We start from the raw sequence: 26,498 nt of genomic DNA, 5'->3' as shown, positions 1-26,498 counted from the left end.
CTGAGCTAAGGAATGAGGGCTCTCTCCGTGAGGAGGGAGCCCTTTTCATTTTGGGGTGGATGGTGGCGCTGTTCGTGGAGATCGTCGGCTGGGCCGGCGCGATATTGGTGCTGATCGCCTATGTCGGCGTCTCGACCGGGCGGCTGTCGGGTGGGTCGGCGACCTTCCAGTGGCTCAACGCCGTCGGCGCCGCCTTCTTCATCCTCAACACCTGGTGGCACGACGCCTTTTTTCCCTCGATGGTGCTCAACATCATCTGGGCGGTCGTCGGCTTTTCCACCCTGTGGCGCATCTTCCGTCGGAGAATGTCCCCGTCATGACCCGCTTGATCGATCTCAGCCACGCCATCGAACATGGCATGACTACCTATAAGGGCGTCGCCGCCCCGCATATCTGCGATTACTGGACCCGCGAACAGTCGCGCGCCAACTATGCCGATGGCAGCGCCTTTCAGATGGGTCGGATCGACATGGTGTCGAACACCGGCACCTATCTCGATGCGCCCTTCCACCGTTTCGAGGAGGGCGATGACCTCTCCATGCTCGATCTCGACCGGCTGGCCAGCCTGCCGGCGATCGTCGTGCGGCGGCCGTTCGACGCAGTGGGCCTCGCGACGGATGCCGCCGATCTCGACGGCATCGACGTCGCCGGCCGCGCGGTGCTGGTCCACACCGGTTGGGACCGGCACTGGCGCACGCCGGCCTATTATGAGGATCATCCCTTCCTGACCGAAGCGGCGGCGCAGATGCTGGTGGCGCGCGGCGCCCGGCTGGTCGGCATCGACAGCCATAATATCGACGATACCCGCCCCGGCACCGGTCGCCCGGTCCATCGCGAACTGCTGGGCGGCGGCGTGCTGATCTGCGAGCATATGACCAATCTGGGCGCGCTGCCGGATGCGGGCTTCGCCTTCACCGCTGTGCCGCCCAAGATCGTCGGCATGGGCACATTCCCGGTGCGGGCCTTCGCGCAAGTCGATCCGGCATGATCTTGTGATGTCGCGCTGAAGCATGACATCGCTGTTAGGCTTCGGCTTTCACTTGAACTGAGAGGCGTTAGCGCCGATACTATGACGATCGGCCGAGAAAGGCCGTCCAAGGAGATTTTACCCATGGCCAATTGGTCCGACCCCCGTTCCGATATCGCAGGCTTTGGCAATGCCAGCGCCGCGCGCAGCGAGGCGTTCGATGCCGGGCTGCGCAAATATATGCTGTCGGTCTATAATTATATGGCGAGCGGCGTGCTGCTGACCGGCGTCGTCGCGATGCTGTTCGCGTCGAGCGGTCTGGCGCTGCAGATCCTCGCCGGCCCCGGCATTCTGAAATATGTCATCATGTTCGCGCCGCTGGCTTTCGTCATGGTGATGAGCTTTGGCATCAACAAGCTGTCGACCGTCGCGATGCAGAGCCTGTTCTGGGCCTATGCCGCCGTGATGGGCCTGTCGCTGTCGTCGATCTTCCTGGTCTATACCGGCACGTCGATCGCGCAGACCTTCTTCGCGACCGCTGCGGCCTTCGCCGGCCTCAGCCTGTTCGGCTACACCACCAAGAAGGATCTGTCGGGCTTCGGCACCTTCCTGATCATGGGTGTCGTCGGCCTGCTGGTCGCCAGCCTGATCAACCTCTTCCTGCGTTCCAGCATGATGGATCTGGTGATCAGCTTCGTCGGCGTGCTGCTGTTCGCGGGCCTGACCGCCTATGACACGCAGAAGATCAAGAGCATCTACAGCTATGTCGCCGGCACCGACATGATGGGCAAGTCGGTGGTGATGGGGGCGCTGAACCTCTATCTCGACTTCATCAACATGTTCATGTTCCTGCTGCGCTTCATGGGCGATCGCCGCTGATCTCCAGCGAACGGAACGAAGACAGGAAAAAGGCCCGGCGGACATCTCCGCCGGGCCTTTTGCTTTGTTGGGAAGGGGCAGGCTCAGCCCTGTTTCTGCATCTCGGCGATCAGGGCGTTGTCGATCTCCTTCTGCCTCTTATAGGCTGGGCGTTCGCGCAACCGGGCGGCATAGGCCTCGAATGCCGGGCGGCTGGGGATGGTGCCGAAGGTGAGCCCCCAGTCGATCTGCGCGCCGACATAGACGTCCGCTGCGGTGAAGGTGCCGCCGCAGATCCAGCTGCGGCCGGTGACCGCCGTTTCCAGCGTGTCGAGCGTGTCATCGAGCGAGCCATAGCCCGCGCTGCGTTCGCGTCCCTCTGGCAGGACGAAGCCCATCGCCTTGTTGGTGACCGCGGCCTCCACCGGACCGGCGGCGAAGAAGAGCCAGCGATAATAGTCGGCCCGATCATCGGTCGCCGGCGCCAGGCCGGCGGCGGGGAAGGCATCGGCCAGATAGGCGCAGATGGCGGCGCATTCGGTCACCACCTTGCCGCCATGAACGATCGCCGGCACCTTGCCCATCGGGTTGATCGCGCGATAGTCGGCGGTCTTCATGCCGCCGGCATAATCCAGCACCACCGCCTCATAGGGGGCGCCGACCTCCTCCAGCATCCATCGGGCGATCTGCCCGCGGGACATGGGGTTGGTATAGAGAAGAACCGGGTCCGCCATCATGCATTCTCCTTGGAAAGTGGCCGGAACATATCATGAACGATATGCTCCGGCCAGCCGGATCATTGGGCCGGTGCGGTGGCCGCCGCCGCAGGCTTGTCGCGATAGCGATCGAACCAGGCGATGATCGCCGCCGCCTTGGCCGCCGATTGCGACGGGCGGGCGGCGATGCCGCCATGGCTCGCGCCCGGCACCTTCACCAGCGCGGTCGGCACGCCCCGTATCTGGAGCGCGCCATAATATTGCTCCGCCTCGCTGACCGGGGTGCGATAATCCTCGCTGCCCACGACCACCAGGGTCGGCGTCTTGACGTTGCCAACCAGGCTGAGCGGCGAGCGGTTCCAATAGCCCATCGGATCTTCCCAGGGCTTGGCCGGGAACCAGTAGCGCGAGGTGAAGAGGGTATTGTCCATGGTCAGCGCTTCGCTGATCCAGTTGATCACCGGTTTCTGCGTCGCGGCGCCCTTGAACCGGTCGGTCTTGCCGATGATCCAGCTGGTCAGCACGCCGCCGCCCGAACCGCCGGTAACGAACAGATTGTCCGGATCGGCCACGCCCGCGGCGATCGCGGCATCGACCGCGGCCATCAGGTCGCCATAGTCGTCACCGGGATATTTGTGATGGATCAGCTGGGCAAACTCTTCGCCATAGGAGGTGGAGCCGCGCGGGTTGGTGTAGAGCACGGCATAGCCGGCGGCGGCATAAAGCTGGTCGTCGGTCGAGAAATGCGGGCCATAGGCGGTGTGCGGGCCGCCATGGATTTCCAGCAGCAACGGCACGCGGGTGCCAGGCTGATAGCCGGGCGGGGTGACGAGCCAGGCCGGCACGGTCCGGCCGTCGGGCGCGGTGACGGCCAGTTCCTTGACCTGTCCCAGCGCCTTGTGCCCCAGGAAATCCTCATTGAGGCGCGTGAGCTGGCGGCTCTTGCCGCCGCTGCTGACCGACAGGTCGGCCGGGCGCAACGCCGATCCGCTGGTGAAAGCGAGCGTGCCATTGGCCGCGACGCTGAAATCGCCGCCGCTATAGGGCCGGTCGAAGGCGGTGCCGGTGAGGCCGCTCGCCAGTTCGGTGACATGGCCGTCGAGGCTGATGCGGGCGAGGCGGTTGACGCCGCGCTCGTCATATTGGGCGTAGAGCGACTTGCCGTCCGCCGCCCAATAGGCGCGGTCGATGTTGCGGTCGAAACTGGCGGTGATCGCATGGGCGCCGCTGCCGTCGCGGTTCATGACGTAGAGATAGGTGTTCTGGTAGGAGAGGCGCTTGTCGTCATAGCCGAGATAGGCGACCTTGCTGCCGTCGGGCGAGACGACCGGCGCCACATCGGGGCCTTCGCGGCTGGTCAGTGGGCTGATCGCGCCCGAGGCGATGTCGAGCGTATAGATTTCCGGGTCAAACACCTTCTGCTGCCAGTCGGGCTTGCGCACCGCGCTGAACAATATGGCGCGGCCATCGGGTGTCCAGCTCAATGGGCCGCCATCCTGATAGTCGCCAAAGCTCAGCTGCCGCGCCGGACCGCCATCGGCCGACACCAGGAAGATATGGTCATAGCCGGCCTGGACATAGCCGCCGCCATCATTGCGATAATCAACCCGGTCGATCACCTCCAGCGGCTTGGCCCATTCGGCTCCCTCCGGCTTGTCGGGCGCCCTGCCCAGCTTCATCGGGTCGGCGGGTACGCGCATGATATAGGCAAGGCTCTTGCCGTCGGGCGACCAGGTGACCGACTGCGGGCCGTCGGGCAGGGTGGTGACGCGCACGGTGGCGCCGGTGTCCAGCCAGCGCACGAACAATTGCGGCTTGCCCGCATCGGCGGCGATATAGGCGATGCGCTTGCCATCGGGCGACCAGCGCGGCTGGCTGGCGTCGGCGACCAGCGGGCGCTGCGCGCCGGTGGCGGTGTCGACCAGCCAGATCGCGCCCTTCTGCCGGTCGGTCATGATGTCGCCCTGGCGGCGGACATAGGCGACGCTATTTCCGTCGGGGCTGATCTGCGGATCGGTCGCGACCTGCAGCGCGAAGATGTCGCGGCCCTCGAACCTGGACGACGGGGCGGCCGACTGGGCGGCGAGCGGCAGGGGGGAGAGGGCGGCGCCGAGCAGCAGCGCGGCCAGTAGCTTGTGTCGCATGAAAACCTCGAAACGGAAGAATGGCGCGAGACTTGCCGGATTTTCCTTTCGTTTCAAGTGCAACTCGTGGCCGGGGCGCGACGGGTGGCGCCGCGCCCCGACTGTCGCTTCAGCAGCCTGCGCCCATCGCGCCGGCGAGCATGCCGCCAAGGCCGCCCTTGCATTTCTTCTTCTTGGGTGGCGGATTGTCGCCGGAGGCGTCGGCGCTGTCGTCACTGCCCTGGCTCATCATCGATCCCATGTCCGGGCCATTGAGCATCCACATGGTGTTGGAGCGATAGCGCACACGGGCGATCCATTCCGGTTTCCAGGCGATCTTGGGATCGGCCGGGCGCGGCGGATAGGCGAAATTGGCTTCCGGGCCATAGGCATAGAGGCTGCCCATCAGCATCTCGCCGCCCGATTGCATCACCTGCGACGGCACGGTGCAACTGGTCTGGCTGGGCGGCATGACGATCTTGTCGCCGATCAGCTTGCGCACGGCACCGGGCGAAAGCCAGTCCCACACCGGCCCGCCAAAGGCCTGACTGGCTGATGACGCCCACCACACCATGTCGCCGCCCTGCTTGGCCGCGAACACCCAGGCATAATAGCCGGTCGCATTGGGCACCGCGTTCCAGCTCAGCTGGGTGGCGCCGCCCGCCGCCGGGCTGGCGCGCCCCGTGATCGGCGGCATGAAGTCCTGGTTCAGCGCGAACTTGATCTCGGGCGAATAATTGCCGGCGATGCGATGGTCGCCGATCAGCGAGGAATTGCCCGACAGCGTCTTGCGTGTCTGGCCATTGGGCCATTCGCCATAGGTCTTGCTGTTGGTGAAGCGGACCTGCCATTCCTGCGGGATCGCCGCGCCGGTCATATAGAGGCCGGGCGGAAACTGGCCGCGCGCGACCTTGGCGAAATCGATCACCACCGGCTGGTTCGGCCCGGCGGTCGCGCCGCAGCCCCAATAGATGAGCAGCCGCCCCTTGGGCTTCTCGCCGGGTAGCGCCGGCTCGTCGCTCGGCGTGACCTTTGGCGTGACCAGCGGGACGGAGGCACCCAGCCGGGCGCCGGCGGGCATATAATGCTCGGCTGCCGGCGAACCGCTGGCGGCCTGGGTCGATCCCAGCCGCAGCACCAGTTCATGGATCGGCTGGTTGCCGCCGCCCATCATCATCGACATGGCCCCGCCCATGCCGCCGCCGCCCGCCATCGCGGCCATGCCGGACATGGTGCCGGCATCCATCGAATAGCGGGCGATCGGTCCGCCGGCCTGCTGGCTGGCGCCGGGCGTGGCGAGAAGGACGAAGCTGAAGCTGAGCAGCGCGGCGCGTGGCGCGGCGGACCGCAGATGAAGCGAAGTGGACATGCATTCCCCTATGAAAGCGTGGAAGACATGCGACCTTTCTGTTCTGGAGTCGGCTTAGCAGAATTTGCGGGGGGCGGGGAGAGGGGCGCGACGCTAGGCGACCTGCCTTCCCGTTTTAGCTTTTGTCAGCCTTGCCCTTGCCGCTGGCCGGGAAATAGCCGCCGCAGCGCCGTGTGCCATACAAAGTGGAACCGGTGCCGAATGTCGCGGGAGTGAAGGTAACAGCCTGCACCGGCGCGCTGACGCCAGGGGCGCGGCGCGCAAGCATGGCCTGCACGGCGGCGATCTGGGGCGCATCCACCGGCGCAAAGATTGGTCCCTGCGGCAGGTCGAAATAATCGACGAAGCCACCGCCGCGAATGCTGGTATTGCCTGATGCGATCGCCTGCCTGGTCAATTGCTGCCGATGGGTGAGCGCGTCGAACCGGCCGAGATAGACGACCTGGCCCGGCTTCGCCTCGAACTGGAGCGAGGCAGCGTTGAAGCAGAGCGCCCAGCTATCCTGCTGCGAATAGCTGCGCACGACCCAGCGCCCCGGCTTGACGGGAACCATCAGATAGCCGTCGAGGAAATTCTTCTGCTTGGCTTCGAACAGCGCGGTGCCGCTGAAAGGCCCACTGGAAAGCCGGGCTTCCGCATCGACATAGGTGGAGAGCAGCAGCTTGAATGCCGAGTGCATCGACGGCGCCGGTTGCCACCAGTCGGTCTTGATGATGACCAGCGCCTCTTCGGATTGGGGCGTGAGAATGATCTGGCCGGGCGCCTTGGCGTTGGCGACATGCGGCGATAGCGCGCCGCCCAACGCAACAACTGCACCGAGCGCTGCCGCCCATTTTCCAATCATGACCATGTTTTCCCCAATCCCTGCGGACTCAATCCGTCCTGCCGATCTGACCGCAATTCCCTAATAATTGCGCAACGGCCGCCGCGCGCATGTGGGGCGGGGGAATCAGGTCCGTGCGAACTGCCCATGGCGCAGGAAATGCGCGACCTGATCGACGACGGGGCGGGTGTAGATCATCGCGGTATGGGCGACAGGCAGGGTGATATGATCGCTTTCGCCCGGACAATGGGTGGCGGCGACGCTGACCTTGCCGTCATTGGGCGCGCGGAAGATGCGGCTGGGGAGCAGGCCGTTCATCGGCCGGTCGCCCGCGATGATGCCGAGCGGATAGTCGACCTTGCCCAGCGCCGCCAGCGTGGCCGCGTCGCGGCGGGTGCGCAGCAGCGCGCCGGCCTGGTTCAGGATCAGCGGATGGAGGCGCAGGCGGTAGAGAAGGTCGGCAATCTCGCTGCCGCCATTGGGCGTGCCGAGCATGACGACGCGGCCCAGATGGTCGGGGCGATGGCGCGCGAGCCAAGCGCGCAGCATGAGGCCGCCCATCGAATGGCCGACGCAATGCACGGTCTGGGCGGTGTAGGCCGGGCTGGCGATGATGCGGGCGTGGAGATGATCGATGACGCGGGCCAGCGGCCAGCGCCAGCTGGGATAGCCGATATTGGCGACGTCATACCCCGCCCCGCGCAGCCGCCGGGCAAGCAGCGCGGTCTGCACCTGATGCCCGCCAAAGCCGTGGAGGAGGAGGATGGACTGGGTGTGGGGCAGCATGATGGCATGGGTGTCATGCAACGCTGACGCAGGCAAGGGCATGTGGGTGTAGGGGGAGGGGGCTGACCACCAGAAGAAGCTGTGAATTCCTCCCCTGCAAGGTTCGGCAGAGGCACGCGACTCTGCCGAACCTTGCAGGGGAGGATGGTCTGGAAGCGACCACCCCCGTCATCGCGAGCGACGATGCCGGCCTTTGACGGCTGACGACCAGAAGCTACCTTCACCATCTTCGTCATCCCGGACTTGATCCGGGATCCATTCAGCGCTCCCCATCCGCCGTAGCGCAGAATGGATCCTGACTTCCGTCAGGATGACGGTGGCTGTGACTGGCAAGTAACGACCAACATTTGCCATCCACGCGGCTCTCGCGGTTCTCCATCTGCGGACATTGCAGTTTGCGGAAACCGATCTTAGCATCATCAACTATGTTCAATTGGTTGCGCGACAAGTTGAAATGCATTCGGCCCGTTTCATCGTGGATGGTTACAATCTCAGGTGAAGCGATCGTTACCACCGATGGGCAAGGCACTGAACGCCAGCTACCCATTGTCGATCTTAAACGCGTCGTTGTCGCGACTGACGACAGTGGACCTTGGGGCGACGATGTAGTGTTTCTGCTCTATTCTGATGGATCAGAGCCTGTCGGTATTTTCCCGCTTGAGGCCGGTGGATGCCAAGACTTTGTCGATTGGCTGAGTACGTTAGACGGCTACAAAGACCGCGAAATGGCCAAAGCCATGTCATCCACCGAAGTGGCAAGATTTGCCGTTTTTTCGGCTGAAAGCTGACAGTCTCCTAATCACCCAAGTTGGCCTTCCCTTTTCTTCTCCGCGCCTCCGCGTGATTCATTTTCGCGCGGAGCCGCGGCGGCACGGAGATAGTGGATGAGGGCTAACCGCCTGTGCGGCAATGACGGAAAAAGAGGGGAGCAGCAGCTGCGCGGGGATGTGGCTCTTTGTGGCGCGTGCCCCTCCACCGTGCTGCGCACGGTCCAGCTCCTTGTGCCGGATAGGAATAAAAAAAGGCGGCCCTCTCGAGCCGCCTTTCCCATGGGCCTGTGAAGCCGCTTATTTCGTGCCTTCCGGCGTCTTGGCCTTGCCGCCCTTCTTGCCACCCTTCTTGGGGGCGGCGGGGGTGATCTGGAAGGCCAGGGCCTCATCCTTCATATGGACATGGACCTCGCCGCCATGGACCAGCTTGCCGAACAGCAGTTCCTCGGCCAGCGGCTGCTTGATCTTCTCCTGCATCAGGCGGCCCATCGGGCGGGCACCATAGAGCTTGTCATAGCCCTTCTTGGTGAGCCAGGCCTTGGCATCCTCGTCCAGCGTGATGTGGACATCGCGATCCGCCAGTTGCAGTTCCAGTTGCAGCACGAACTTGTCGATGACCCGGGCGACGATTTCCGGCGGCAGATAGCCGAACGGCACGATCGCATCGAGGCGGTTGCGGAATTCGGGGGTGAAGAGCTTCTTCACCGCGTCTTCCTGCACATCCTCGCGGGTCAGCTCGCCAAAGCCGATCGATTCCTTCGCCATGTCCGACGCACCGGCATTGGTGGTCATGATGAGGATGGTGTTGCGGAAATCGACGGTCTTGCCGTGATGATCGGTCAGGCGGCCATTGTCCATCACCTGCAACAGGATGTTGAACAGGTCCGGATGCGCCTTCTCGATCTCGTCGAGCAGCAGCACGCTGTGCGGCTGCTGGTCGACGGCGTCGGTCAAGAGGCCACCCTGGTCATAGCCGACATAGCCCGGAGGGGCACCGATCAGGCGGCTGACCGAATGGCGCTCCATATATTCCGACATGTCGAACCGCTGCAGCGGGATGCCGAGCAGGGTTGCGAGCTGGCGCGCCACCTCCGTCTTGCCGACGCCGGTCGGGCCGGAGAAGAGATAGTTGCCGATAGGCTTGTCGGGATCGCGCAGGCCGGCGCGCGACAGCTTGATCGCGGACGACAGCACCTCGATCGCCTGATCCTGGCCGAAGACGACGCGCTTCAGATCGGTGGTCAGCGATTCCAGCACGCTCTTGTCGTCCGACGACACGGTCTTGGGTGGGATGCGGGCCATGGTGGCGATGACCGCCTCGATCTCCTTGGGGGTGATCGTCTTCTTGCGCTTGGAGGGCACCACCAGCATCTGCATCGCGCCGACTTCGTCGATCACGTCGATCGCCTTGTCGGGTAGCTTGCGGTCGTTGATGTAGCGCGCCGACAGCTCCACCGCCGCCTTGATCGCGTCCGGCGTATATTTGACGTGATGATGTTCCTCGAACGCGGTGCGCAGGCCGGTCAGGATCTTGATCGTATCCTCGACCGAAGGCTCGTTCACGTCGATCTTCTGGAAGCGACGCAGCAGCGCGCGGTCCTTCTCGAAATGATTGCGGAATTCCTTGTAGGTGGTCGAACCGATGCAGCGGATCGTCCCGCCCGACAGGGCCGGCTTCAAGAGGTTCGAGGCGTCCATCGCGCCGCCGCTGGTCGCGCCGGCACCGATCACGGTGTGGATCTCGTCGATGAAGAGGACGGCGTGCGGCATCTTCTCCAGTTCGGTGACGACCGCCTTCAGCCGCTCTTCAAAGTCGCCGCGATAGCGGGTGCCGGCCAGCAGCGCGCCCATGTCGAGCGAATAGATGACCGCTTCCTTGAGCACGTCGGGCACTTCGCCCTCGACGATCTTGCGCGCCAGGCCTTCCGCGATCGCGGTCTTGCCGACGCCCGGATCGCCGACATAGAGCGGGTTGTTCTTCGACCGGCGGCACAGGATCTGGATGGTGCGGTCGACTTCCGACGACCGGCCGATCAGCGGATCGACCTTGCCGCGTTCCGCCTTCTCGTTGAGGTTGACGGTGAACTGCTCCAAGGCACTGTCCTTCTTGCCCTTGCCGTCCTGCACCTTCTTTTCCTCCTCGGCTGCCCCCTTGGTCTCCTGACGCTCGGGCGTGGGCGTGCCCTTGCCGACGCCGTGGCTGATGTAGCTGACGGCATCGAGGCGGCTCATGTCCTGCTGTTGCAGGAAATAGACGGCATAGGATTCGCGTTCGGAGAAGAGCGCGACGAGGACATTGGCGCCCGTCACCTCATCCTTGCCGGACGACTGGACATGGAGGATGGCGCGCTGGACGACGCGCTGGAAGCCGCTGGTGGGCGAGGGGTCGCTGGCGCCCTCCACCTTCAGGCTGTCGAGTTCGGTGTCGAGATACTGGGTGACGGCATCGGCCAGTTCGCCCAGTTCCACGCCGCACGCCTGCATCACCTTCGACGCATGTTCATCGTCGATCAGCGCGAGAAGCAGATGCTCCAGCGTCGCATATTCATGCTTGCGCTCGGACGCATGGGTCAGCGCATTGTGCAGGGTGGTTTCAAGGGCGGCTGCGAAAGATGGCATGTCTTTTCTACTCCTGGCCCCGGTTAGGGGCTGACTTGAACCTTATGTCGGCATTGCTCGACGACGGTTCAAGGGAGAGGCCCTGACCGCCGGAATTGCCAGACTGCCCATGCCCGGTGGAGCCCTTGGTCGGGCCGTCAGGGGCGAGGCGCGGGTTCATCGCTTGAATAACGCCTCGGCAGTTGCCTTGTGGTTAACGGCGCTTTCAATTTTTGTTCGAGTGCGGGTGATTTCGGTTTCCAGCGCCCTGATGCGCGCTTCCAGTTCCGCAACGGACAGGGGACCCAGATCCTGTCGGAGCAGTTGGGCCAGCGGATCATCGGCCTTCCTCGGCAGATCATTGTCCATGTCCATAAAGGGTAATGTTGACCCTGTAGGCTAGTCTGTCAATAAGAAGCGAAGCTCCGTCCGTCGATTTTGGGTGCGGCGCAATATCTCTGGCCCGGGGGGGCGCATATGATCCTCGACAGTTTCACGATTCCATCGCAGATGACGGCCATCGGCATCCCGGTGCCGGGCGGTCCCGACGCCCTGGTGCCCGAACAGCGGCCGGTGCCGGTGCCCGGCGAGGATGAGGTGCTGATCCGCGTCGCCGCCGCCGGCGTCAACCGGCCCGACGTGCTGCAGCGGCAGGGCAAATATCCGCCGCCGCCCGGCGCGTCCGACATTCCCGGACTCGAGGTGGCGGGCACGATCGTCGCCGCCGGCCGGTCTGCCGACATGCTGGTCGGCCAGCGCGTCTGCGCGCTGCTGCCGGGCGGGGGCTATGCCGAATATGCGATTGCGCCGGCCGGCCAATGCCTGCCGGTGCCCGCGGACTATGACCTGGTCGAGGCGGCGGCGCTGCCCGAAACCCTGTTCACCGTGTGGACCAACCTGTTCGAGCGCGCCTATGTGGTCGGCGGCGACCGCGTGCTGGTCCATGGCGGCACCAGCGGCATCGGCACCATGGCGATCTCGCTCTGCCGCCTGTTCGACATAGAGATCATCGTTACCTGCGGCAGCGACGACAAATGCGCGCAGGCGCTCGAATGGGGCGCTTCCCATGCGATCAATTACAAGAGCCAGGACTATGTCGCCGAGGTGAAGCGCATCACCGGCGGGCAGGGGGTGCAGGCGGTGCTCGACATGGTCGGCGGCGACTATGTCCCGCGCAACATCGAATGCATGGCGGAAGATGGCCGCCATGTGTCGATCGCGGTGCTGGGCGGGGCCAAGACCAGCATCTTCCTGCCGACGGTGATGTCCAAGCGCCTGACCCTGACCGGATCGACGCTGCGGCCGCGCTCCTCGGGCTTCAAGAGCCTGGTCGCGGACGAGATCATGCGCACCGTCTGGCCCTTCGTCGAACAGGGCAAGCTGCGCCCGGCAATGGACCAGCGCTTTGCCCTTGCCGACGCGGCCAAGGCCCATGCCCGCATGGATGCCGGCGAACATTTCGGGAAGATCGTGCTGACGGTGTGAGGGGTGGCGGGGAAAACCCGCCAAACCGTAGCATTTCCGTCATATTCGGTGCGGAGTTGTAACAGAGCGGCGCTAGGGATTCGGCCTCAAGGACAACAGCCCTTGAGGACGTAGACATGGACGCCATCACGCGCTTGCCCTTCCTGAGCGAACTGGAAGAGGGGGCTGACGACCGCTTCCACATCCCCGAACGGGAAGGCGCGCGTCGCCGCTATCGCACCATCTGGATTTCCGACATCCATCTGGGCACGCGCGGCTGCAACGCGACGATGCTGATCGATTTCCTGGACAGCGTCGACAGCGACACCATCTATCTGGTCGGCGACATCATCGACGGCTGGCGGCTCAAGAAGCGCTTCTACTGGCCGGCCGCGCATAATGACGTGCTGTGGCGGATCATGAAGCGGGCCAAGCGCGGCACGCGCGTCGTCTATATTCCCGGCAATCATGACGAGATGTTCCGCCAGTTCACCGGCATGAATTTCGGCGGGGTCGAGATCCGCCGCAAGGCGATCCACGAGACCGCCGACGGGCGCAAGCTGCTGGTGCTGCATGGCGACGAGTTCGACACGATCATGCTGGCGCATCGCTGGCTCGCCTTCGTGGGGGACGCGGCATACACCACCCTGATGCGCCTCAATGTGGTGGTCAACGCGGTGCGCCGGCGCATGGGCCTGCCTTATTGGTCACTGTCCAAGATGGCCAAGCACAAGGTCAAGAATGCCGTGTCCTTCATCTCCCGCTTCGAGGAAGTGGTGGCGCATGAAGCCGGCGCGCGTGGCGTCGACGGCGTGGTGTGCGGCCATATCCACAATGCCGAGATGCGCGAGATCGAGGGAATCGAATATTATAATGATGGCGACTGGGTGGAGGGCTGCACCGCGCTGGTCGAACATGCCAGCGGCGCGATGGAGGTGCTGCACTGGGCCGACGAGATCGCCAAGCGCGGCGAAAAGACGCCGGCGCTGATGGCGGCCTGACGCGGAGACGGGCCATGCGGATCGCGATCGTCACCGACGCCTGGACGCCGCAGGTCAATGGCGTGGTGCGCACGCTGCAGACGATCCAGGCCGAACTGGAGCATATGGGCCATGAGGTGAAGGTGATCTCGCCCGATCTCTACGGCTCCATTCCCTGTCCGACCTATCCGGAAATCCGGCTGGCGCTGGTGCGATCGGGCGTGGTGGGGCAGGCGATCGCCGCCTTCCGTCCCGATGCCGTCCATCTGGCGACCGAAGGGCCGCTCTGCTTTGCCGCCCGGCGCTGGTGCCTGCGCGGCAACGTGCCCTTCACCACTGCCTATCACACCCACTTTCCCGATTATGTGTCGCAGCGCACCGGCCTGCCGGCGGCCTGGTTCTGGCGCTATATTCGCTGGTTCCACGGCCCGGCACAGGCGGTGCTGGTGTCGACCCGGTCGGTGCGGCAGCAATTGCGCGCCCATGGCGTCGCCAATGTCCGCAAATGGGGCAGGGGCGTGGACCTCAACACCTTTGCTGGCGATCTCGCCCCCTCGGCCCTGCTGGCGGACCTGCCGCGCCCGATCCAGCTCTATGTCGGCCGGGTCGCGGTCGAGAAAAATCTTGAAGCCTTCCTGGCGAGCGAGCATCCCGGAACCAAGCTGATCGTCGGCGACGGCCCGGCCCGCGGTGCGCTGGAACGCGCCTATCCCGATGCCCGTTTCCTGGGCGCGCAGTTCGGTGCCGATCTGGCGGCCATCTATGCCGGCGCGGACGTGTTCGTCTTCCCCAGCCGCACCGACACGTTCGGGCTGGTGATGATCGAGGCGCTGGCCGCTGGCACGCCGGTCGCGGCCTATCCGGTCACCGGGCCGATCGATATCGTCACGCCGGAAACCGGTGCCCTGTCGGAGCGGCTGGAGGATGCCATCGCCGCCGCGCTGCTGTGCGATCGGGCCGCCTGTGCCGCCTATGGGCGTAGCTTTAGTTGGGAACGCAGCGCGCAGGAATTTCTGGCCGGATTGCATCCGATCGATCCGGTGGTGATGGACAGCGCCGCCTGACGCTTTTCCTTGCCGCAAGCCCCGCGATGCTCTATCCCTGACATGTCGTGGCCGCCCTGCTTGGGCGGCCCTTATCGTTTTTAGAGCCGGAGAAGACCCCGTGTCCCAGCCCCTCATGCCCCATGCGACCGCCAGCTGGCTGGTCGACAATAGCGCTCTGAGCTTCGACCAGATCGCGGAATTCTGCGGGCTCCACATCCTGGAAGTCCAGGCCATCGCCGATGACACTGCCGGCATCAAATATACCGGCCGCGATCCGGTGCGCGCCCATGAAATCACCATGGACGAAATCCACAAGGGCGAGAGCAATCCCGACTATAAGCTCAAGATGCTCAAGGGCCCCGAGCCGGTCCGCCGCACCAAGGGCCCGCGCTACACCCCGGTCAGCAAGCGCCAGGACAAGCCCGATGGCATCGCCTGGATCCTGCGCAACCATCCGGAGATTTCGGACGGCGCGATCGGCAAGCTGATCGGCACCACTCGCACCACCATCGCCGCGATCCGCGATCGCAGCCACTGGAACATCAGCAATATCACGCCCAAGGATCCGGTGACGCTGGGCCTGTGCTCGCAGCGCGAACTGGATGCGCTGGTCAGCAAAGCGGCGAAGAAGGCCGGCATCGAGATGCCGACCGATTCGCGTCTGGATGGCGATCGTGAGGCGCTGATCGAGGAACTGCGCCGCGAGCGCGAGGATAATGCGCGCCGCATCGAGCAGGCGCTCAAGAGCGAGTCCGAGCTGATTTCGGGTGCCGCGACGATCCTCGATCCGTTCAGCAGCAACAAGGGCGAGGTCTGAAGACGTAGCGTCATCCGACGCTCTTTCTGACCCGCTGCAATGCAGCATTTTCAAGGGCCGCGCCGGCTTTCCGGCGCGGCCTTTTTGCTACAATCCAGACACAGGTTGACGCTTGCGTAAAGCGCTCGGGCCACTTACACTTCTGTAAATGGAGAGCAGAGAAAAGATCTGGCGCGAGCATTATCAGCACCCTACGCCGTGGGAGCAGACGTTCCCGCCGATGTCGATGGGGGACATGGTAACGCAGAGCGCCACCGCCCACCCGCAGGCCCACATGATCGACTTCATGGGGCGCAAGTTCAGCTATGGCGCGATGATGGACGACATCAGGCGCATCGCCTGTGGTTTGCAGGCCATGGGCGTGAAGAAGGGGGATCGGGTCGGTCTCTACCTGCCCAACACCCCCCATTATGTCGCGGCCTATTATGGCGCGCTGCTGGCCGGCGCGATCGTCGTCAACTTCTCCCCCCTCTACACAGCCGCCGAACTGGAGCATCAGGTCGAGGATAGCGGCACCAAAATCCTGTTCACCCTGTCGGCCAAGGCATTGCTGCCGACCGCGCTCAAGGTGCTGGACAATAGCAGCCTCGAAAAGCTGGTAGTCGGTTCGATCGCCGAGGTGCTGCCGACTGCCAAGAGCATCCTCTTCCGCCTGTTCAAGCGCGGCGAGACGACGCCGCTGCCGCATGATCCGCGCGTCATCCGCTACGACCGGCTGATCGCCAATTCCGGCGAATGCATCGTCGCCGACATCGATCCGGTCAACGACGTCGCGCTGCTGCAATATACCGGCGGCACCACCGGCACGCCCAAGGGCGCGATGCTGACCCACCAGAATCTGACCGCCAACGCGCGCCAGGCGCAGGGGATCGACCCGCACGCGGGCGAGGGCGACGACCGCATCATCGCGGTGCTGCCCTTCTTCCACGTCTTCGCCAATACCTGCACGCTGAACCGGACCGTCATGAATGGTGGCGAGATGGTGATGCTGCCCCGGTTCGAGGCGGTGCAGGTGCTCTCGGCGGTGCAGCGGACCAAGGCGACGTCGCTGCCCGGCGTGCCGACCATGTATCAGGCGCTGCTCGATCATCCGGCCCTGCCGAACATCGATTTCTCGTCGCTGCGCACCTGCATTTCGGGCGGCGCGCCGCTGCCGATGGAGGTGAAGCAAAAGTTCGAGGCGGTGACCGGTGCGCGGTTGATCGAGGGCTATGGCCTCACCGAAACCAGCCCGATCGTCTGCGCCAACCCCTATGAGGGGCTGAACAAGACCGGCACCGTCGGCCAGCCCGTGCCGGGCACCCGCGTCAAGATCGTCAGCCGCGAGGATCCGACCCAGCCCCCGCCAGAAGGCGAGCCGGGCGAACTGATGTTTGCCGGCCCGCAGATCATGAAGGGCTATTGGAACCGACCGGACGCGGATGCGCAGGTGTTCGTGGGCGAGTTCCTGCGCACCGGCGATGTCGGCGAGGTTGATGACGACGGCTATGTGCGCATCGTCGATCGGCTCAAGGACATGATCGCTGTCGGTGGCTTCAAGGTCTTCCCGAGCCAGGTGGAATCGGTCCTCTATCATCATGAATCGGTGAAGGAGGCGCTGGTGATCGGCGTGCCCGATCGCTATCGCGGCGAGCAGCCCAAGGCGTTCGTGACCCTGAACGAAGGCGCGACCGTCGACGGGCCGGGGCTCAAGGACTGGCTGAACCCGCAACTGGGCAAGCATGAGCGGGTCTGCGAGGTCGAGGTGCGGGCCAGCCTGCCCAAGACGCTGGTCGGCAAGCTGTCGCGCAAGGAACTGGTCGCCGAAGAACGCGCCAAGGCCGAACAGGCGATGGCGCAGAATGCGGCGCAGACTGGAACCGCGGCCTGATTTCTCCTATCTAGCGCGCCAAAGCTGGATAAGGATTATCGATATATGGCGCAGGAAATCGCAACGCTGGCTGGTGGCTGCTTCTGGTGTACGGAAGCAGTCTACCAGACGCTCAAGGGCGTGGAATCGGTCCAGAGCGGCTATATCGGCGGGACCAAGGTCGATCCGACCTATGAGGAGGTCTGCACCGGCAGTACCGGCCATGCCGAAGCGATCCGCATCGCCTTCGACCCGGCCGTCATCAGCTATGCCGACCTGCTCGACATCTTCTTCGCCACCCACAATCCGACGACGCTGAACCGCCAGGGCAACGACATCGGGACGCAGTATCGCTCGGCGATCTTCCCCCATTCGGCCGAGCAGCAGGCCGAGGCGCTGGCCGGCATCGCGCGGGCACAGGTGGACCAGGTCGATCCGGTCGTGACCGCGATCGAGGCGGACGCCCCCTGGTATCCGGCCGAGGATTATCACCAGAAATATTGGGAGCGGGTCGGCGACCAGAATCCCTATTGCATGGCGGTGATCCCGCCCAAGCTGGCCAAGCTGCGCAAGGGTTTTGCTGCGCGCATCGAGGAATAAGCCTCGGCCTGGCCGATTTCCCGACGGCTCGTCCCGTTTCGCCGCGTTCTTAGCCTATGGTTAATGTCGACCATGGCAGATGCAGCGCAACGGACGAGTCGGGGGACTTTGAAATGACCAAGACGATCATGCTGCTGGCGCCGGCGATGCTACTGATGCTGCCGGGTTGCATCGCCAGGACGGCGGTGGATATCGTGACCCTGCCGGTGCGCGCAGGTGCGCAGGCGGCGGACTGGGCGACGACCAGCCAGGACGAGGCCGACCGCAACTATGGCCGCAAGATGCGCAAGCAGGAGGCCGAGGAAGGCAAGGCGCGCAAGAAGGCCGACGAACAGCGCCGCCGCGAATGCCGCAAGGCCGGTTACGACAATTGCGGCTGAGCCCCGAAATTCGTCAGATCGACCGGTCAGGCCGCGGCGCGGCGTAACCGGTCGTTGATGGCGGTGCCGATCCCCTCGTCGGGGATGGGTGCGACCGCGATCCGCTCCTGGGTGCTGGCGTCGGCGACGTGCAGCGCCGCGAACAGATTGGCCGCCGCCTCGCGCAGGTCCGCGTCGACGCTCAGGTTCAGATGGCAGGGCATTAGCCCGAAGCCGATCAGATATTCATCCTTTTCCGCCCGCAGCGCGTTAAGCCGTACCGGCTTCGACGGCGCATAATGGCTTTCGAGCTGGCCGGGCGCTTCGATCTTCGCATTGTCCTTCCCCGTGATAACCGGCAGGCCACTTGCCTCCTCCAGCATCGCGGCCGTCACCGGGCCGGGGCGCAGCAGGCGGATGCGGTCCGCTTCGGGCGCGGCAATGGTCGATTCCAGCCCTTCGCTGGTCGGGCCTTCGTCCAGGATCATGCGGATCTTGCCGTTGAGGCTCGCCAGCACATGCTCGGCCCGGCTGGGGCTGATCGATCCGCTGCGATTGGCCGAAGGCGCCGCCAGCGGCCGGCCACTCTCGCGGATCAGCGCGCGCATCGCCGGATGGGCCGGCAGGCGCAACGCCACGGTCGGCAGGCCGGCCATCACCAGCGGCGACAGGCCGCTATCGGCCCGCACCGGCAGCACCATGGTCAGCGCGCCCGGCCAGAAACGGGCGGCAAGCTGCTCGGCCTGGGGCGAGAAATCGGCCAGCCGCCGCGCCATCTCCATGTCGGCGACATGGACGATCAGCGGGTTGAAGCTGGGCCGCCCCTTGGCGCTATAGATGCCCGCGACCGCCTGGGAATCGGTGGCATCGGCCGCCAGGCCATAGACGGTTTCGGTGGGAACGGCGACGGGCTCGCCGGCGCGGATCAGCAAGGCTGCCTCGCGAAGCGCTTCCGCGCCATAGCGGCAGACCCTGGTGGAAAAGGCTGGATTTGGGATAGTCACGACCCCCGCGATATAGACCCCGGAACGCTGCAGTAAAAGGCCATTGCGACAGTGACATGACATTGTTGGCAAAGCTTGCCGCAACGGCGCGGCCCGGCTAATCCCGCGCCATGAACGACGCCCTGCTGACCCGTATCGCCGAAGCGCTCGAACGGCTCGCGCCGCCGCCGGCTTCCTCTGCCGACCTTGCGGCTGCACCCGCCTATGTGTGGGACGGGGTGGCGATCCGCGCGGTGGATGCGTTCGACCCGGTGGATTATGATCTGCTGACCGGCATCGATGCGCAGAAGAGCGCGCTGCTGGACAATAGCCGTCGCCACGCCGCCGGCCATGCCGCCCATGACGTGCTGCTGTGGGGCGCGCGGGGCACTGGCAAGTCGGCGACCGTGGCTTCGGTGGTCGGCAAGCTTCAGGCGGAAGGGCAGGACATCGCCCTGCTGCAATGCGCGATCGACGAACTGGCCAGCCTGCCGGCGCTCTTCACCCTGCTGCGCAGCACGACCCGGCCCTTCATCCTGTTCCTCGACGATCTGGGCTTTGACGAAGGCGTGGGGGATGCCCGTGCGCTGCGTTCGCTGCTCCAGGGTGGCACCGCCGCGCGTCCGGCCAATGTCCGCCTCTATGTGACGTCCAACCGCCGCCATATCGTGCCGCGCAACCTGTCGGAACAGGATGATCCGATCAATCCGCGCGACGTGGTCGATGACAAGATGGCGCTATCGGACCGGTTCGGCCTCAGCCTCGGCTTCCATGCCCTCGACCAGGACGCCTATGTCGCCATTGTCGAGGGCTATGCGCAGGCGCTGGGCCTCAGTGTCGAGCCGCTTGACGCGATCCAGTGGGCAACCCAGCGGGGCAGCCGCTCGGGCCGTGTCGCCTGGCAATATGTGGTCGAACTCGCCGGCCGTCACGGCCTCTCGGTCTGATCCCCTCTTGGTCTGATTCTCAGTCGCCGTCCTTTTCGGCAAGGCTCAGAAATTCGTCGACCAGTCGGTCCAGTTCCTTGCGGCAACGCGGCGGATCGACGGCGGTGTCGCACAGCGGCGCGGCATCGGCCATCGTCTTGATGACGCGGGCCAGACTCAGCGTGTCGCTGTGACGCTGTCGATGGGCGAGGGCGGCGAAGGTGTTGAAATACATTTCCGCCAGCCGGCGGTCATGCTCTAGATCATAGCCTTGTCGTCGGTCCGGCTGGCCCAGCGCTTCCATGCGCAAATGATGAAGGGATCGCCGCGCGCTGTCCGCCCGCAGCTGATATAGCTCCGCCGGTTCGATCGGTTTCATCTTGGATGCCTGTCGCATCGCGTATCAGCGCGCGAACGGGGCAATATATCCCGGCTGTTGCCCGGCCGAAATTAAGCGTCTGGTCTTGCGAACAAGTTTTTTCGACGCTTCGGCCGGGCGCCCAAGATTATTGTGCGCGGGTCACCCGCCAGACGACACCGCCGACATCGTCCGCCACCAGCAGTGCGCCCTTGGCGTCCACGGTCACGTCGACCGGGCGGCCACGCGCCGCGCCCTGTGCATCGAGGAATCCGGTCAGGACGTCGGTCGGCTTGGCCTTGCCGACTTCGCCATTATCCTCGAACGGAATGAACACGACCTTGTAGCCGGCGGCCGGCTTGCGGTTCCAGCTGCCATGCAGGCCGACAAAGGCGCCATTGCCATAGGCGGCGCCAAGCTGCGCATCCTTGGAGAAGCTCAGGCCCAGCGGCGCGACATGATTGCCCAGCGCATAGTCGGGGCGCTTGGTATATTCGCGGATTTCCGGCCGCTGCGGCTGGACCCGGCGATCCTCATAGCCGCCCCAGTAATTCCACGGCCAGCCATAGAAGGCACCGAACTCGACGCGGGTCAGATAGTCGGGGACCAGGTCGCCGCCCAGCATGTCGCGCTCATTGACCACGCCCCACAGCACGCCGCTCCTGGGTTCGAACGCCAGGCCGACCGGATTGCGCAGGCCCGACGCATAGATGCGATAGTCGCCGGTCTTGGGATTGACCTCCAGCACGGCGGCGCGGTTCGCTTCGCTTTCCAGGCCATTCTCGCCGATATTGCTGTTCGATCCGACGCCGACATAGAGCAGCCCGTTGGGGCCGACGGTCAGGCTGCGGGTCCAGTGCATGTTCGGCGCCTGGGCGGGCAGGTTCAGGATCTTGCGCCCCTTGTCGCTGATCTTGGTTTCGCCTTCCTTATAGGGGAAGGCCATCAGCGCATTGGTGTTGGCGACATAGAGGGTGTCGCCGATCAGCGCCATGCCATAGGGCGAATAGAGGCCGCTCAGGAACACCGTCTTGGTGTCCGCCTTGCCGTCGCCATCGGTGTCGCGCAGCAGGCTGATGCGGTCGGGCGAGGGGACGCCGGCGCCGGCCTTGTTCATCAGGAAATTCATCACCCGGCTGACGATGCCGGTCTGCGGGCGGGGTTGGCTGTTGGTCTCGGCCGTCAATATGTCGCCATTGGGCAGGCGCAGCAGCGATCGCGGATGGCTCAGCCCCTCGGCGAAGCGCTCGACCACTAGGCCCTTGGCGGCGACCGGCTTCTCGCCCGCCTTCCACGGCTTCACTTCGGCGATGTTGACCGTCGGGAAAAACTCGTTGCGCGGCGCGGTGAAGCGCGGTTCCCGACCGACATCGGCGCCGGCCGGCAACTGGGCCGTGTCGCCCTGCGCGAAATAGAGGAAGGCGCCGCCGGCAATGACCAGCGCGACGAGGGGGATGGCGATGAAATGCTTCTTCATGTCGCCACATCTATGCGGCGATGCGGCGCCCGGCAAGGCGCTCCGTTGCGCGGGTGGTTAGTTAGAATCTGTTTGGAAATGCGCCTTTGGCGCATCCGCACCGGCCCGCACCCCCACTCGACCGCCCAGGCATGGTATCCTGATGGGTGGTCGAGTGGGGGTGCGGGCCGGTGCCGCATCGAAAATGCGCTCTTCCGCGCATTTTTCAAACAGGCTTCTAGGCCTTTCGTTCGCGCAGCCACAGCAGCAGGGCGATCAGGATGCCGGCCCCGGTGCCGACCAGCAGGCCGATGCTGGGCTGGCCCAGCAGGCCGCCGCCGATCGCCCCGGCCATGATCAGCAATGCGATGATGGCGCCCGCGCCGGTCGGATTCTTCGCCTTGTTCATGGCCCATCCTTGCCATGGCCCGCCGCCCATGGCCAGTCGCTTGTGCGCGCGTCCACCCTGTCCCGGATCGGAACGGACGGCGTCCCGAAATGGCGCGCCTGTCCCGCTGCGGGACTTGGCTAACTGGTTGTTCACCCTCGTCATCGGCCTGCTGCGCCAAAGCGCCAAACTGGCATGGGGGTTGATAGGGGAGGGGAAAGGGCGCGCAAAAATCGGGGGTCGCATGCACATGCCATATCTTTCGGATCGAAAGAGCTATGAGGATGCGACGGAACTGATCGCGACCTTCGGCGCCAATGCCGGCTATGAGGCGGCGGCGCGGGCCGATCGCAGCCGCGACCTCGGCAACCACATCCATTTCTGCCACTGGCGCCAGATCGAGCGGCTGATCGTGCTGCTCGCCCATCACCAGCCGCTCGGCACGATCCACTGATCGTCTGAACGCAAAAGGGCCGGAGCGTCATGGAACGCTCCGGCCCTTTTTGCTGTCTCGCTGACGGCGCTTTAGAGCCGCAGCCCCGCGGTTTCCGGCAGGCCGGCCAGGATGTTGAGATTCTGCACGGCGGCGCCCGCCGCACCCTTGCCCAGATTGTCGAGCGTGGCGACCAGACGCGCCTGGCCGCTCTGCGCATTGCCGAACACCGACAGCGACAGGCGGTCGGTCGCGCCGACATGCTCGACCTCAATCTGTGCCATGGCTTCGCTGTCGGCCAGCGGCGTCACGCTGACGGTCGGCGATCCTGCATAGGCGGCGGCCAGCGCGGCATGGATGTCTGCCGGGGATGGCGTGCCGGGCATGGCGCGCAGTTGGAGCGGCACTTCCACCAGCATGCCACGATAGGCGTTGGCGACGGCCGGGGCGAACAGCGGCGGATGGGCCAGACCCGAATAGCGGGTCATTTCCGGCACATGCTTGTGCGCCAGGCTCAGGCCATAGGCGCGGAAGGCGGTCGGCGCGCCCTCGGCGCCCTCATATTCCGCGATCATCGCCTTGCCGCCACCCGAATAGCCCGACGCGCCCGATACCGTCACCGGCCAGTCCACCGGCAGCAGGCCGGCCAGCACCAGCGGACGGACCAGGCCCAGAAAGCCGGTCGGCCAGCAGCCTGGATTGGCGACGAAGCGGCTGTTGGCCAGTCGCTCGCGATGGCCCGGTTCCAGTTCGGGGAAGCCATAGGTCCAGCCGTCGGCGACGCGGTGTGCGGTCGATGCGTCGATCACGCGGGTGCGGTCATTGTCGATCATCGACACGGATTCGCGCGCGGCATCGTCGGGCAGGCACAGGATCACGATATCGGCCGCGTTCAGCGCGTCGCGCCGGGCCGCCATGTTGCGGCGATCCTTCTCGTCGACCGTGATCAGCGACAGTTCGGGCCGGTCGGCCAGGCGATCGGCAATCTCGATGCCGGTGGTGCCATGGCCGCCGTCGATGAAGATCTTCGTCGTCATGGGGCAATCCTCCGCCGCGCGATGATCGGCTGTTCATGATCGGGCGCCAGCCGAGCGACGACATCGGCCAGCGGCTCGACCACCACGGCCATCCAATGGGCGTTGGCGTGCAGCATATGGGTGGCGTCGGTCATGATCCCGACATGGCCGGGGAAGAAGATCAGGTCGCCGCGCTGCAACGGCACGCTCGCCTCGATCGGCGCGCCAATGCCCTCGCACTGCAGGTCGGTGTCGCGCGGCACGGCGATGCCGCATTCGCCCAGCGCCACCTGCACCAGCCCCGAACAGTCGATGCCGCGATGGCCACGGCCGCCCCAGACATAGGGCTGGCCGAGATAGCGCTGCGCCACCGCGACCCAGTCGCTTTCCCGCGAGTCGAGCGGGGCGGCATGGCGGCCATGGATGAAGCCGTCGCCGGTCGCGAGGAAACTGTCCTCGGCCTCGCCGCCGAAGCGGGCGCCCAGCGGCCAATGATCGGCGATCGGTGCCTTGATGTCGGCGCGGCTGAACAGCGGCGCGCTCTGGTTGACGATGCGGTGGCTGACCGCCTCCTTCACGTCCAGCGCGTCGCGGCGGATATAGCCGACATAGCCATCATGCCCGCAAAAGCCCCAGGCCCAGTCGGTCGTGACGTCGAGCGCATGGAAACTTTCGCCACGCAGCAATTCGCTGACCGCCTCGGCATTGTGCGAGGGCTGGGACAGGATCGGCGCGCCGGGCGCCACGCAGGTCAGTTCGACCGCGCGGGCATAATGGGCGGAAAAGAGCACGCCGGCGAGCGAGATGTCCGCAAGGTCGCCACGCGCCGCATGGACGCGGTGGTCGAGCGCTACGGATCTGCCGTCCAGCTTGAACCGGGTTCTTTCAGGCGGTGCGTTCCGCGTGGTGTTGATCTGGCCTGTCATCGCGCGCGGTTCCTGCGATGAAATGGTGAAAGGCGTCAAGGAATTCCGCGCCCTTCGACGTGCGGGTGATGAAAATATTGCGCCGATCGGCCGCATCCCGCTCTCGTCGGAGATAGCCGAGCGCCGAAAGCTTGTTCAGCGCGCGGGTGATGACCGGCTTGGACACATGCAACTGTTCGGCCAGGCCGCGCACCGTATGCGGACCATCGCCGATATAGACGGTCAGCATCAGGGCCATCTGGCGGTTGGTGAGGTCGGGTTTTCCCGACCGCACATAATCCACCAGGGTCCGCATCCACTGGCTGAGCGGCTGTATGCCGGGACGGTCGATCTGGGCGGCCTGTTGCGGGGAAGCGAGCGCGTTCATGCCCCCCTAACGCATGATAGCCAATCCGGTTGCGTAACGGATCGCAGGATATTGCAGTTTGGCTATCGCGCGCCGTCATAGCGCTGCTGGAGCAGGCGGAAGACCGCGCGCAGGCCCAGCGCCTCGCCGCCCTTGGGCCGGCCCGGACGCGCCGCCGGTCGCCAGGCGAAGGTGTCGAGGTGAATCCAGGCCGTGCCCTCCGGCACGAAACGCTGCAGGAACAGGGCGGCGGTCACCGCGCCGGCAAAGCCGCCTTCGCCGGCATTGTTCATGTCGGCAATGTCGGACTTCAGCATGTCATAATAGCCGTCCCACAGCGGCAGGCGCCAGGTCGGGTCGTCGACCGCCGTGCCGGCCGCCGCGATGTCGGTCGCCAGCGCCTCGTCATTGGTGAACAGCGCCGGCAGGTCCGGGCCGACGGCGACGCGCGCCGCGCCGGTCAGGGTGGCGAAGTCCACGATCAGCTCGGGCTTTTCCTCGCCCGCGCGGGTCAGTGCATCGCCCAGCACCAGCCGCCCTTCGGCGTCGGTATTGCCGATCTCCACGGTGAGCCCCTGCCGGCTGCGCAATATGTCGCCGGGGCGGAAGGCATTGCCGCTGATGGCATTTTCGGCGGTCGGCACCAGCAGGTGCAGCCGCACCGGCAGGCGCGCGCCGATGATCAGCCGGGCCAGCGCAATCGCATGGGCCGCGCCGCCCATATCCTTCTTCATCAGGCGCATGCCCGATGATGGCTTGATGTCGAGGCCGCCGCTGTCGAAGCAGATGCCCTTGCCGACCACGGCAATGCGCGGCGCACTGGGATCGCCCCAGCTCATTTCGATGAGGCGCGGGGCAAAGCTCTTGTCCGCCGCCTTGCCGACGGCATGGATCATCGGGAAACCCTGCTCCAGCGCGTCGCCGCGCGTCACCTGCACGTCGCCGCCATGGGCCTGTGCCAACTGGCGCACGGCATCTTCCAGATCCTGCGGTCCCATGTCGGCGGCCGGCGTGTTCACCAGGTCGCGGACCAGCGCCACCGCCTCGGCCTGCTGCACGATCGCCTCGATCCGGGCGACGTCGCCGGTCAGCAGTATGCGCGGGCCGGCCGCGCCCTCATCCTTGCGATAGCGTTCGAACCGATATTGCGCCGTCAGCCAGCCCAGCGCCGCCGCGCCGGTGCTACCCTCGGTCAGGCGATAGCTGCCCTCGGGCAGGCTTTCGGCTAGCCTGGCCAGGCACCAGCTGCCGAGCGCGTCGCGCTTGGCGACCCCGGCCACGACCGACCAGTCGCTCTGCCCCTCGCCGGGGACGATCGCATATTCGTTCGGCTTGGCGTGGAATTTCTGAGCGCTGATCAGGGCGCGGACCCGCTCGGGCTGGGCGGTGAACCAGGCGTCCAGCTCGGCCGCTTCGATCAACTGGATGGAACGGGCGGGCTGGCCATTATCGGCTTTGAGCAGGTCGGCAAATTCGGTCATGCACAGGGATGTAGGAGAAAGCGCTCCACATGGGAACGGGCCATTTTTTGCATCTTCTTT

General features: G+C 65.2%; 28 protein-coding genes. 13 read left to right on the top strand and 15 right to left on the bottom strand.

Annotated features, from left to right (window positions below; genetic code table 11):
* The first annotated feature begins 59 nt into the window (after positions 1-59).
* The 3 genes from HH800_RS14455 to HH800_RS14445 all read left to right on the top strand — a co-directional run bounded on the left by HH800_RS14455 (position 60) and on the right by HH800_RS14445 (position 1,846).
* A complete protein-coding gene (locus HH800_RS14455) occupies positions 60-320 on the top strand; it encodes a CBU_0592 family membrane protein (protein ID WP_169861489.1) in 261 nt (86 codons plus the stop codon).
* Positions 317-988: a cyclase family protein gene (locus HH800_RS14450; RefSeq protein WP_122129376.1), complete on the top strand. Its 672-nt coding sequence runs from the start codon at positions 317-319 to the stop codon at positions 986-988. Before HH800_RS14455 ends, HH800_RS14450 begins: the two co-directional genes overlap by 4 nt.
* Before the next feature lie 123 nt (positions 989-1,111).
* A complete protein-coding gene (locus tag HH800_RS14445) occupies positions 1,112-1,846 on the top strand; it encodes a Bax inhibitor-1/YccA family protein (RefSeq protein ID WP_122129377.1) in 735 nt (244 codons plus the stop codon).
* An 83-nt stretch (positions 1,847-1,929) separates the two neighbouring features.
* Here the strand turns inward: HH800_RS14445 and HH800_RS14440 are convergent, their stop codons facing one another.
* The 5 genes from HH800_RS14440 to HH800_RS14420 form a co-directional block, all read right to left on the bottom strand.
* Positions 1,930-2,559, bottom strand: a complete 630-nt coding sequence (locus tag HH800_RS14440) for a glutathione S-transferase family protein (protein WP_169863336.1) — start codon at positions 2,557-2,559, stop codon at positions 1,930-1,932.
* 62 nt (positions 2,560-2,621) lie between these two features.
* Positions 2,622-4,685 (bottom strand): alpha/beta hydrolase family protein, encoded by a 2,064-nt coding sequence (locus tag HH800_RS14435; protein ID WP_169861488.1) that lies wholly within the window; start codon positions 4,683-4,685, stop codon positions 2,622-2,624.
* A 109-nt stretch (positions 4,686-4,794) separates the two neighbouring features.
* A complete protein-coding gene (locus tag HH800_RS14430) occupies positions 4,795-6,033 on the bottom strand; it encodes a hypothetical protein (protein ID WP_169861487.1) in 1,239 nt (412 codons plus the stop codon).
* A gap of 115 nt (positions 6,034-6,148) precedes the next feature.
* Complete coding sequence (locus tag HH800_RS14425; RefSeq protein WP_169861486.1) at positions 6,149-6,883, bottom strand: hypothetical protein; 735 nt, start codon at positions 6,881-6,883, stop codon at positions 6,149-6,151.
* Positions 6,884-6,982: 99 nt separating this feature from the next.
* On the bottom strand, positions 6,983-7,642 hold the full coding sequence (locus tag HH800_RS14420) for an esterase/lipase family protein (protein WP_169861485.1): 660 nt from the start codon (positions 7,640-7,642) through the stop codon (positions 6,983-6,985).
* A gap of 425 nt (positions 7,643-8,067) precedes the next feature.
* Here HH800_RS14420 and HH800_RS14415 point away from each other — a divergent pair, with 425 nt between their 5' ends.
* Complete coding sequence (locus tag HH800_RS14415; RefSeq protein WP_048937823.1) at positions 8,068-8,430, top strand: hypothetical protein; 363 nt, start codon at positions 8,068-8,070, stop codon at positions 8,428-8,430.
* Positions 8,431-8,709: 279 nt separating this feature from the next.
* Here the strand turns inward: HH800_RS14415 and clpA are convergent, their stop codons facing one another.
* Together clpA and HH800_RS14405 are read right to left on the bottom strand one after the other, a co-directional pair.
* The gene (gene clpA, locus HH800_RS14410; RefSeq protein ID WP_037511227.1) at positions 8,710-11,031 is read right to left on the bottom strand and encodes an ATP-dependent Clp protease ATP-binding subunit ClpA; all 2,322 of its coding nucleotides are present in this window, start codon (positions 11,029-11,031) and stop codon (positions 8,710-8,712) included.
* Between the two features lie 156 nt (positions 11,032-11,187).
* Entirely contained in the window at positions 11,188-11,385 is a 198-nt protein-coding gene (locus HH800_RS14405; RefSeq protein ID WP_004211362.1) for a DUF1192 domain-containing protein, read from the bottom strand.
* Positions 11,386-11,487: 102 nt separating this feature from the next.
* Here HH800_RS14405 and HH800_RS14400 point away from each other — a divergent pair, with 102 nt between their 5' ends.
* From HH800_RS14400 to HH800_RS14370, 7 genes are all read left to right on the top strand, one after another.
* Positions 11,488-12,495: an NAD(P)H-quinone oxidoreductase gene (locus HH800_RS14400; RefSeq protein WP_122129379.1), complete on the top strand. Its 1,008-nt coding sequence runs from the start codon at positions 11,488-11,490 to the stop codon at positions 12,493-12,495.
* Between the two features lie 116 nt (positions 12,496-12,611).
* Positions 12,612-13,475, top strand: coding sequence for a UDP-2,3-diacylglucosamine diphosphatase (locus tag HH800_RS14395; protein ID WP_010337926.1), 864 nt, complete (start codon positions 12,612-12,614; stop codon positions 13,473-13,475).
* Positions 13,476-13,489: 14 nt separating this feature from the next.
* On the top strand, positions 13,490-14,518 hold the full coding sequence (locus HH800_RS14390; protein ID WP_010337927.1) for a glycosyltransferase family 4 protein: 1,029 nt from the start codon (positions 13,490-13,492) through the stop codon (positions 14,516-14,518).
* A gap of 115 nt (positions 14,519-14,633) precedes the next feature.
* Positions 14,634-15,317 (top strand): DUF1013 domain-containing protein, encoded by a 684-nt coding sequence (locus tag HH800_RS14385; protein ID WP_010337928.1) that lies wholly within the window; start codon positions 14,634-14,636, stop codon positions 15,315-15,317.
* Positions 15,318-15,465: 148 nt separating this feature from the next.
* Positions 15,466-17,187: a long-chain-fatty-acid--CoA ligase gene (locus HH800_RS14380; RefSeq protein ID WP_169861484.1), complete on the top strand. Its 1,722-nt coding sequence runs from the start codon at positions 15,466-15,468 to the stop codon at positions 17,185-17,187.
* A gap of 45 nt (positions 17,188-17,232) precedes the next feature.
* Positions 17,233-17,766, top strand: coding sequence for a peptide-methionine (S)-S-oxide reductase MsrA (gene msrA / locus HH800_RS14375; RefSeq protein ID WP_169861483.1), 534 nt, complete (start codon positions 17,233-17,235; stop codon positions 17,764-17,766).
* Positions 17,767-17,879: 113 nt separating this feature from the next.
* Entirely contained in the window at positions 17,880-18,146 is a 267-nt protein-coding gene (locus HH800_RS14370; RefSeq protein WP_004211370.1) for a hypothetical protein, read from the top strand.
* Between the two features lie 26 nt (positions 18,147-18,172).
* Here the strand turns inward: HH800_RS14370 and HH800_RS14365 are convergent, their stop codons facing one another.
* A complete protein-coding gene (locus tag HH800_RS14365; RefSeq protein ID WP_029547760.1) occupies positions 18,173-19,129 on the bottom strand; it encodes an L-threonylcarbamoyladenylate synthase in 957 nt (318 codons plus the stop codon).
* A 110-nt stretch (positions 19,130-19,239) separates the two neighbouring features.
* On the opposite strand from HH800_RS14365, the gene HH800_RS14360 reads away from it, so the two are divergent.
* Complete coding sequence (locus HH800_RS14360; protein WP_004211373.1) at positions 19,240-20,055, top strand: ATP-binding protein; 816 nt, start codon at positions 19,240-19,242, stop codon at positions 20,053-20,055.
* Between the two features lie 19 nt (positions 20,056-20,074).
* Here HH800_RS14360 and HH800_RS14355 read toward each other — a convergent pair whose 3' ends face one another.
* From HH800_RS14355 to HH800_RS14345, 3 genes are all read right to left on the bottom strand, one after another.
* Positions 20,075-20,413 (bottom strand): hypothetical protein, encoded by a 339-nt coding sequence (locus HH800_RS14355; protein WP_230588606.1) that lies wholly within the window; start codon positions 20,411-20,413, stop codon positions 20,075-20,077.
* Between the two features lie 127 nt (positions 20,414-20,540).
* The gene (locus HH800_RS14350) at positions 20,541-21,869 is read right to left on the bottom strand and encodes a PQQ-dependent sugar dehydrogenase (protein WP_169861482.1); all 1,329 of its coding nucleotides are present in this window, start codon (positions 21,867-21,869) and stop codon (positions 20,541-20,543) included.
* A 217-nt stretch (positions 21,870-22,086) separates the two neighbouring features.
* Complete coding sequence (locus tag HH800_RS14345) at positions 22,087-22,257, bottom strand: hypothetical protein (protein ID WP_010337933.1); 171 nt, start codon at positions 22,255-22,257, stop codon at positions 22,087-22,089.
* Positions 22,258-22,486: 229 nt separating this feature from the next.
* On the opposite strand from HH800_RS14345, the gene HH800_RS14340 reads away from it, so the two are divergent.
* Positions 22,487-22,690 (top strand): hypothetical protein, encoded by a 204-nt coding sequence (locus tag HH800_RS14340; protein ID WP_004211380.1) that lies wholly within the window; start codon positions 22,487-22,489, stop codon positions 22,688-22,690.
* A 71-nt stretch (positions 22,691-22,761) separates the two neighbouring features.
* Here HH800_RS14340 and argC read toward each other — a convergent pair whose 3' ends face one another.
* From argC to HH800_RS14320, 4 genes are all read right to left on the bottom strand, one after another.
* A complete protein-coding gene (gene argC, locus HH800_RS14335) occupies positions 22,762-23,706 on the bottom strand; it encodes an N-acetyl-gamma-glutamyl-phosphate reductase (RefSeq protein ID WP_169861481.1) in 945 nt (314 codons plus the stop codon).
* Positions 23,703-24,611 carry a C40 family peptidase gene (locus tag HH800_RS14330; RefSeq protein WP_048939087.1) on the bottom strand — a complete coding sequence of 303 codons (909 nt, stop codon included), beginning with the start codon at positions 24,609-24,611 and terminating at the stop codon, positions 23,703-23,705. Before HH800_RS14330 ends, argC begins: the two co-directional genes overlap by 4 nt.
* Complete coding sequence (locus tag HH800_RS14325) at positions 24,571-24,978, bottom strand: MarR family transcriptional regulator (RefSeq protein WP_004211384.1); 408 nt, start codon at positions 24,976-24,978, stop codon at positions 24,571-24,573. Before HH800_RS14325 ends, HH800_RS14330 begins: the two co-directional genes overlap by 41 nt.
* 62 nt (positions 24,979-25,040) lie before the next feature.
* Entirely contained in the window at positions 25,041-26,438 is a 1,398-nt protein-coding gene (locus tag HH800_RS14320) for a leucyl aminopeptidase family protein (RefSeq protein ID WP_169861480.1), read from the bottom strand.
* Positions 26,439-26,498: the final 60 nt, after the last annotated feature.

It is taken from the genome of Sphingobium yanoikuyae (assembly GCF_013001025.1).
Classification (GTDB): domain Bacteria; phylum Pseudomonadota; class Alphaproteobacteria; order Sphingomonadales; family Sphingomonadaceae; genus Sphingobium; species Sphingobium yanoikuyae_A.
Note: the sequence above shows the minus strand (reverse complement) of the source record. Positions and strands in the feature narration are given on the sequence as shown.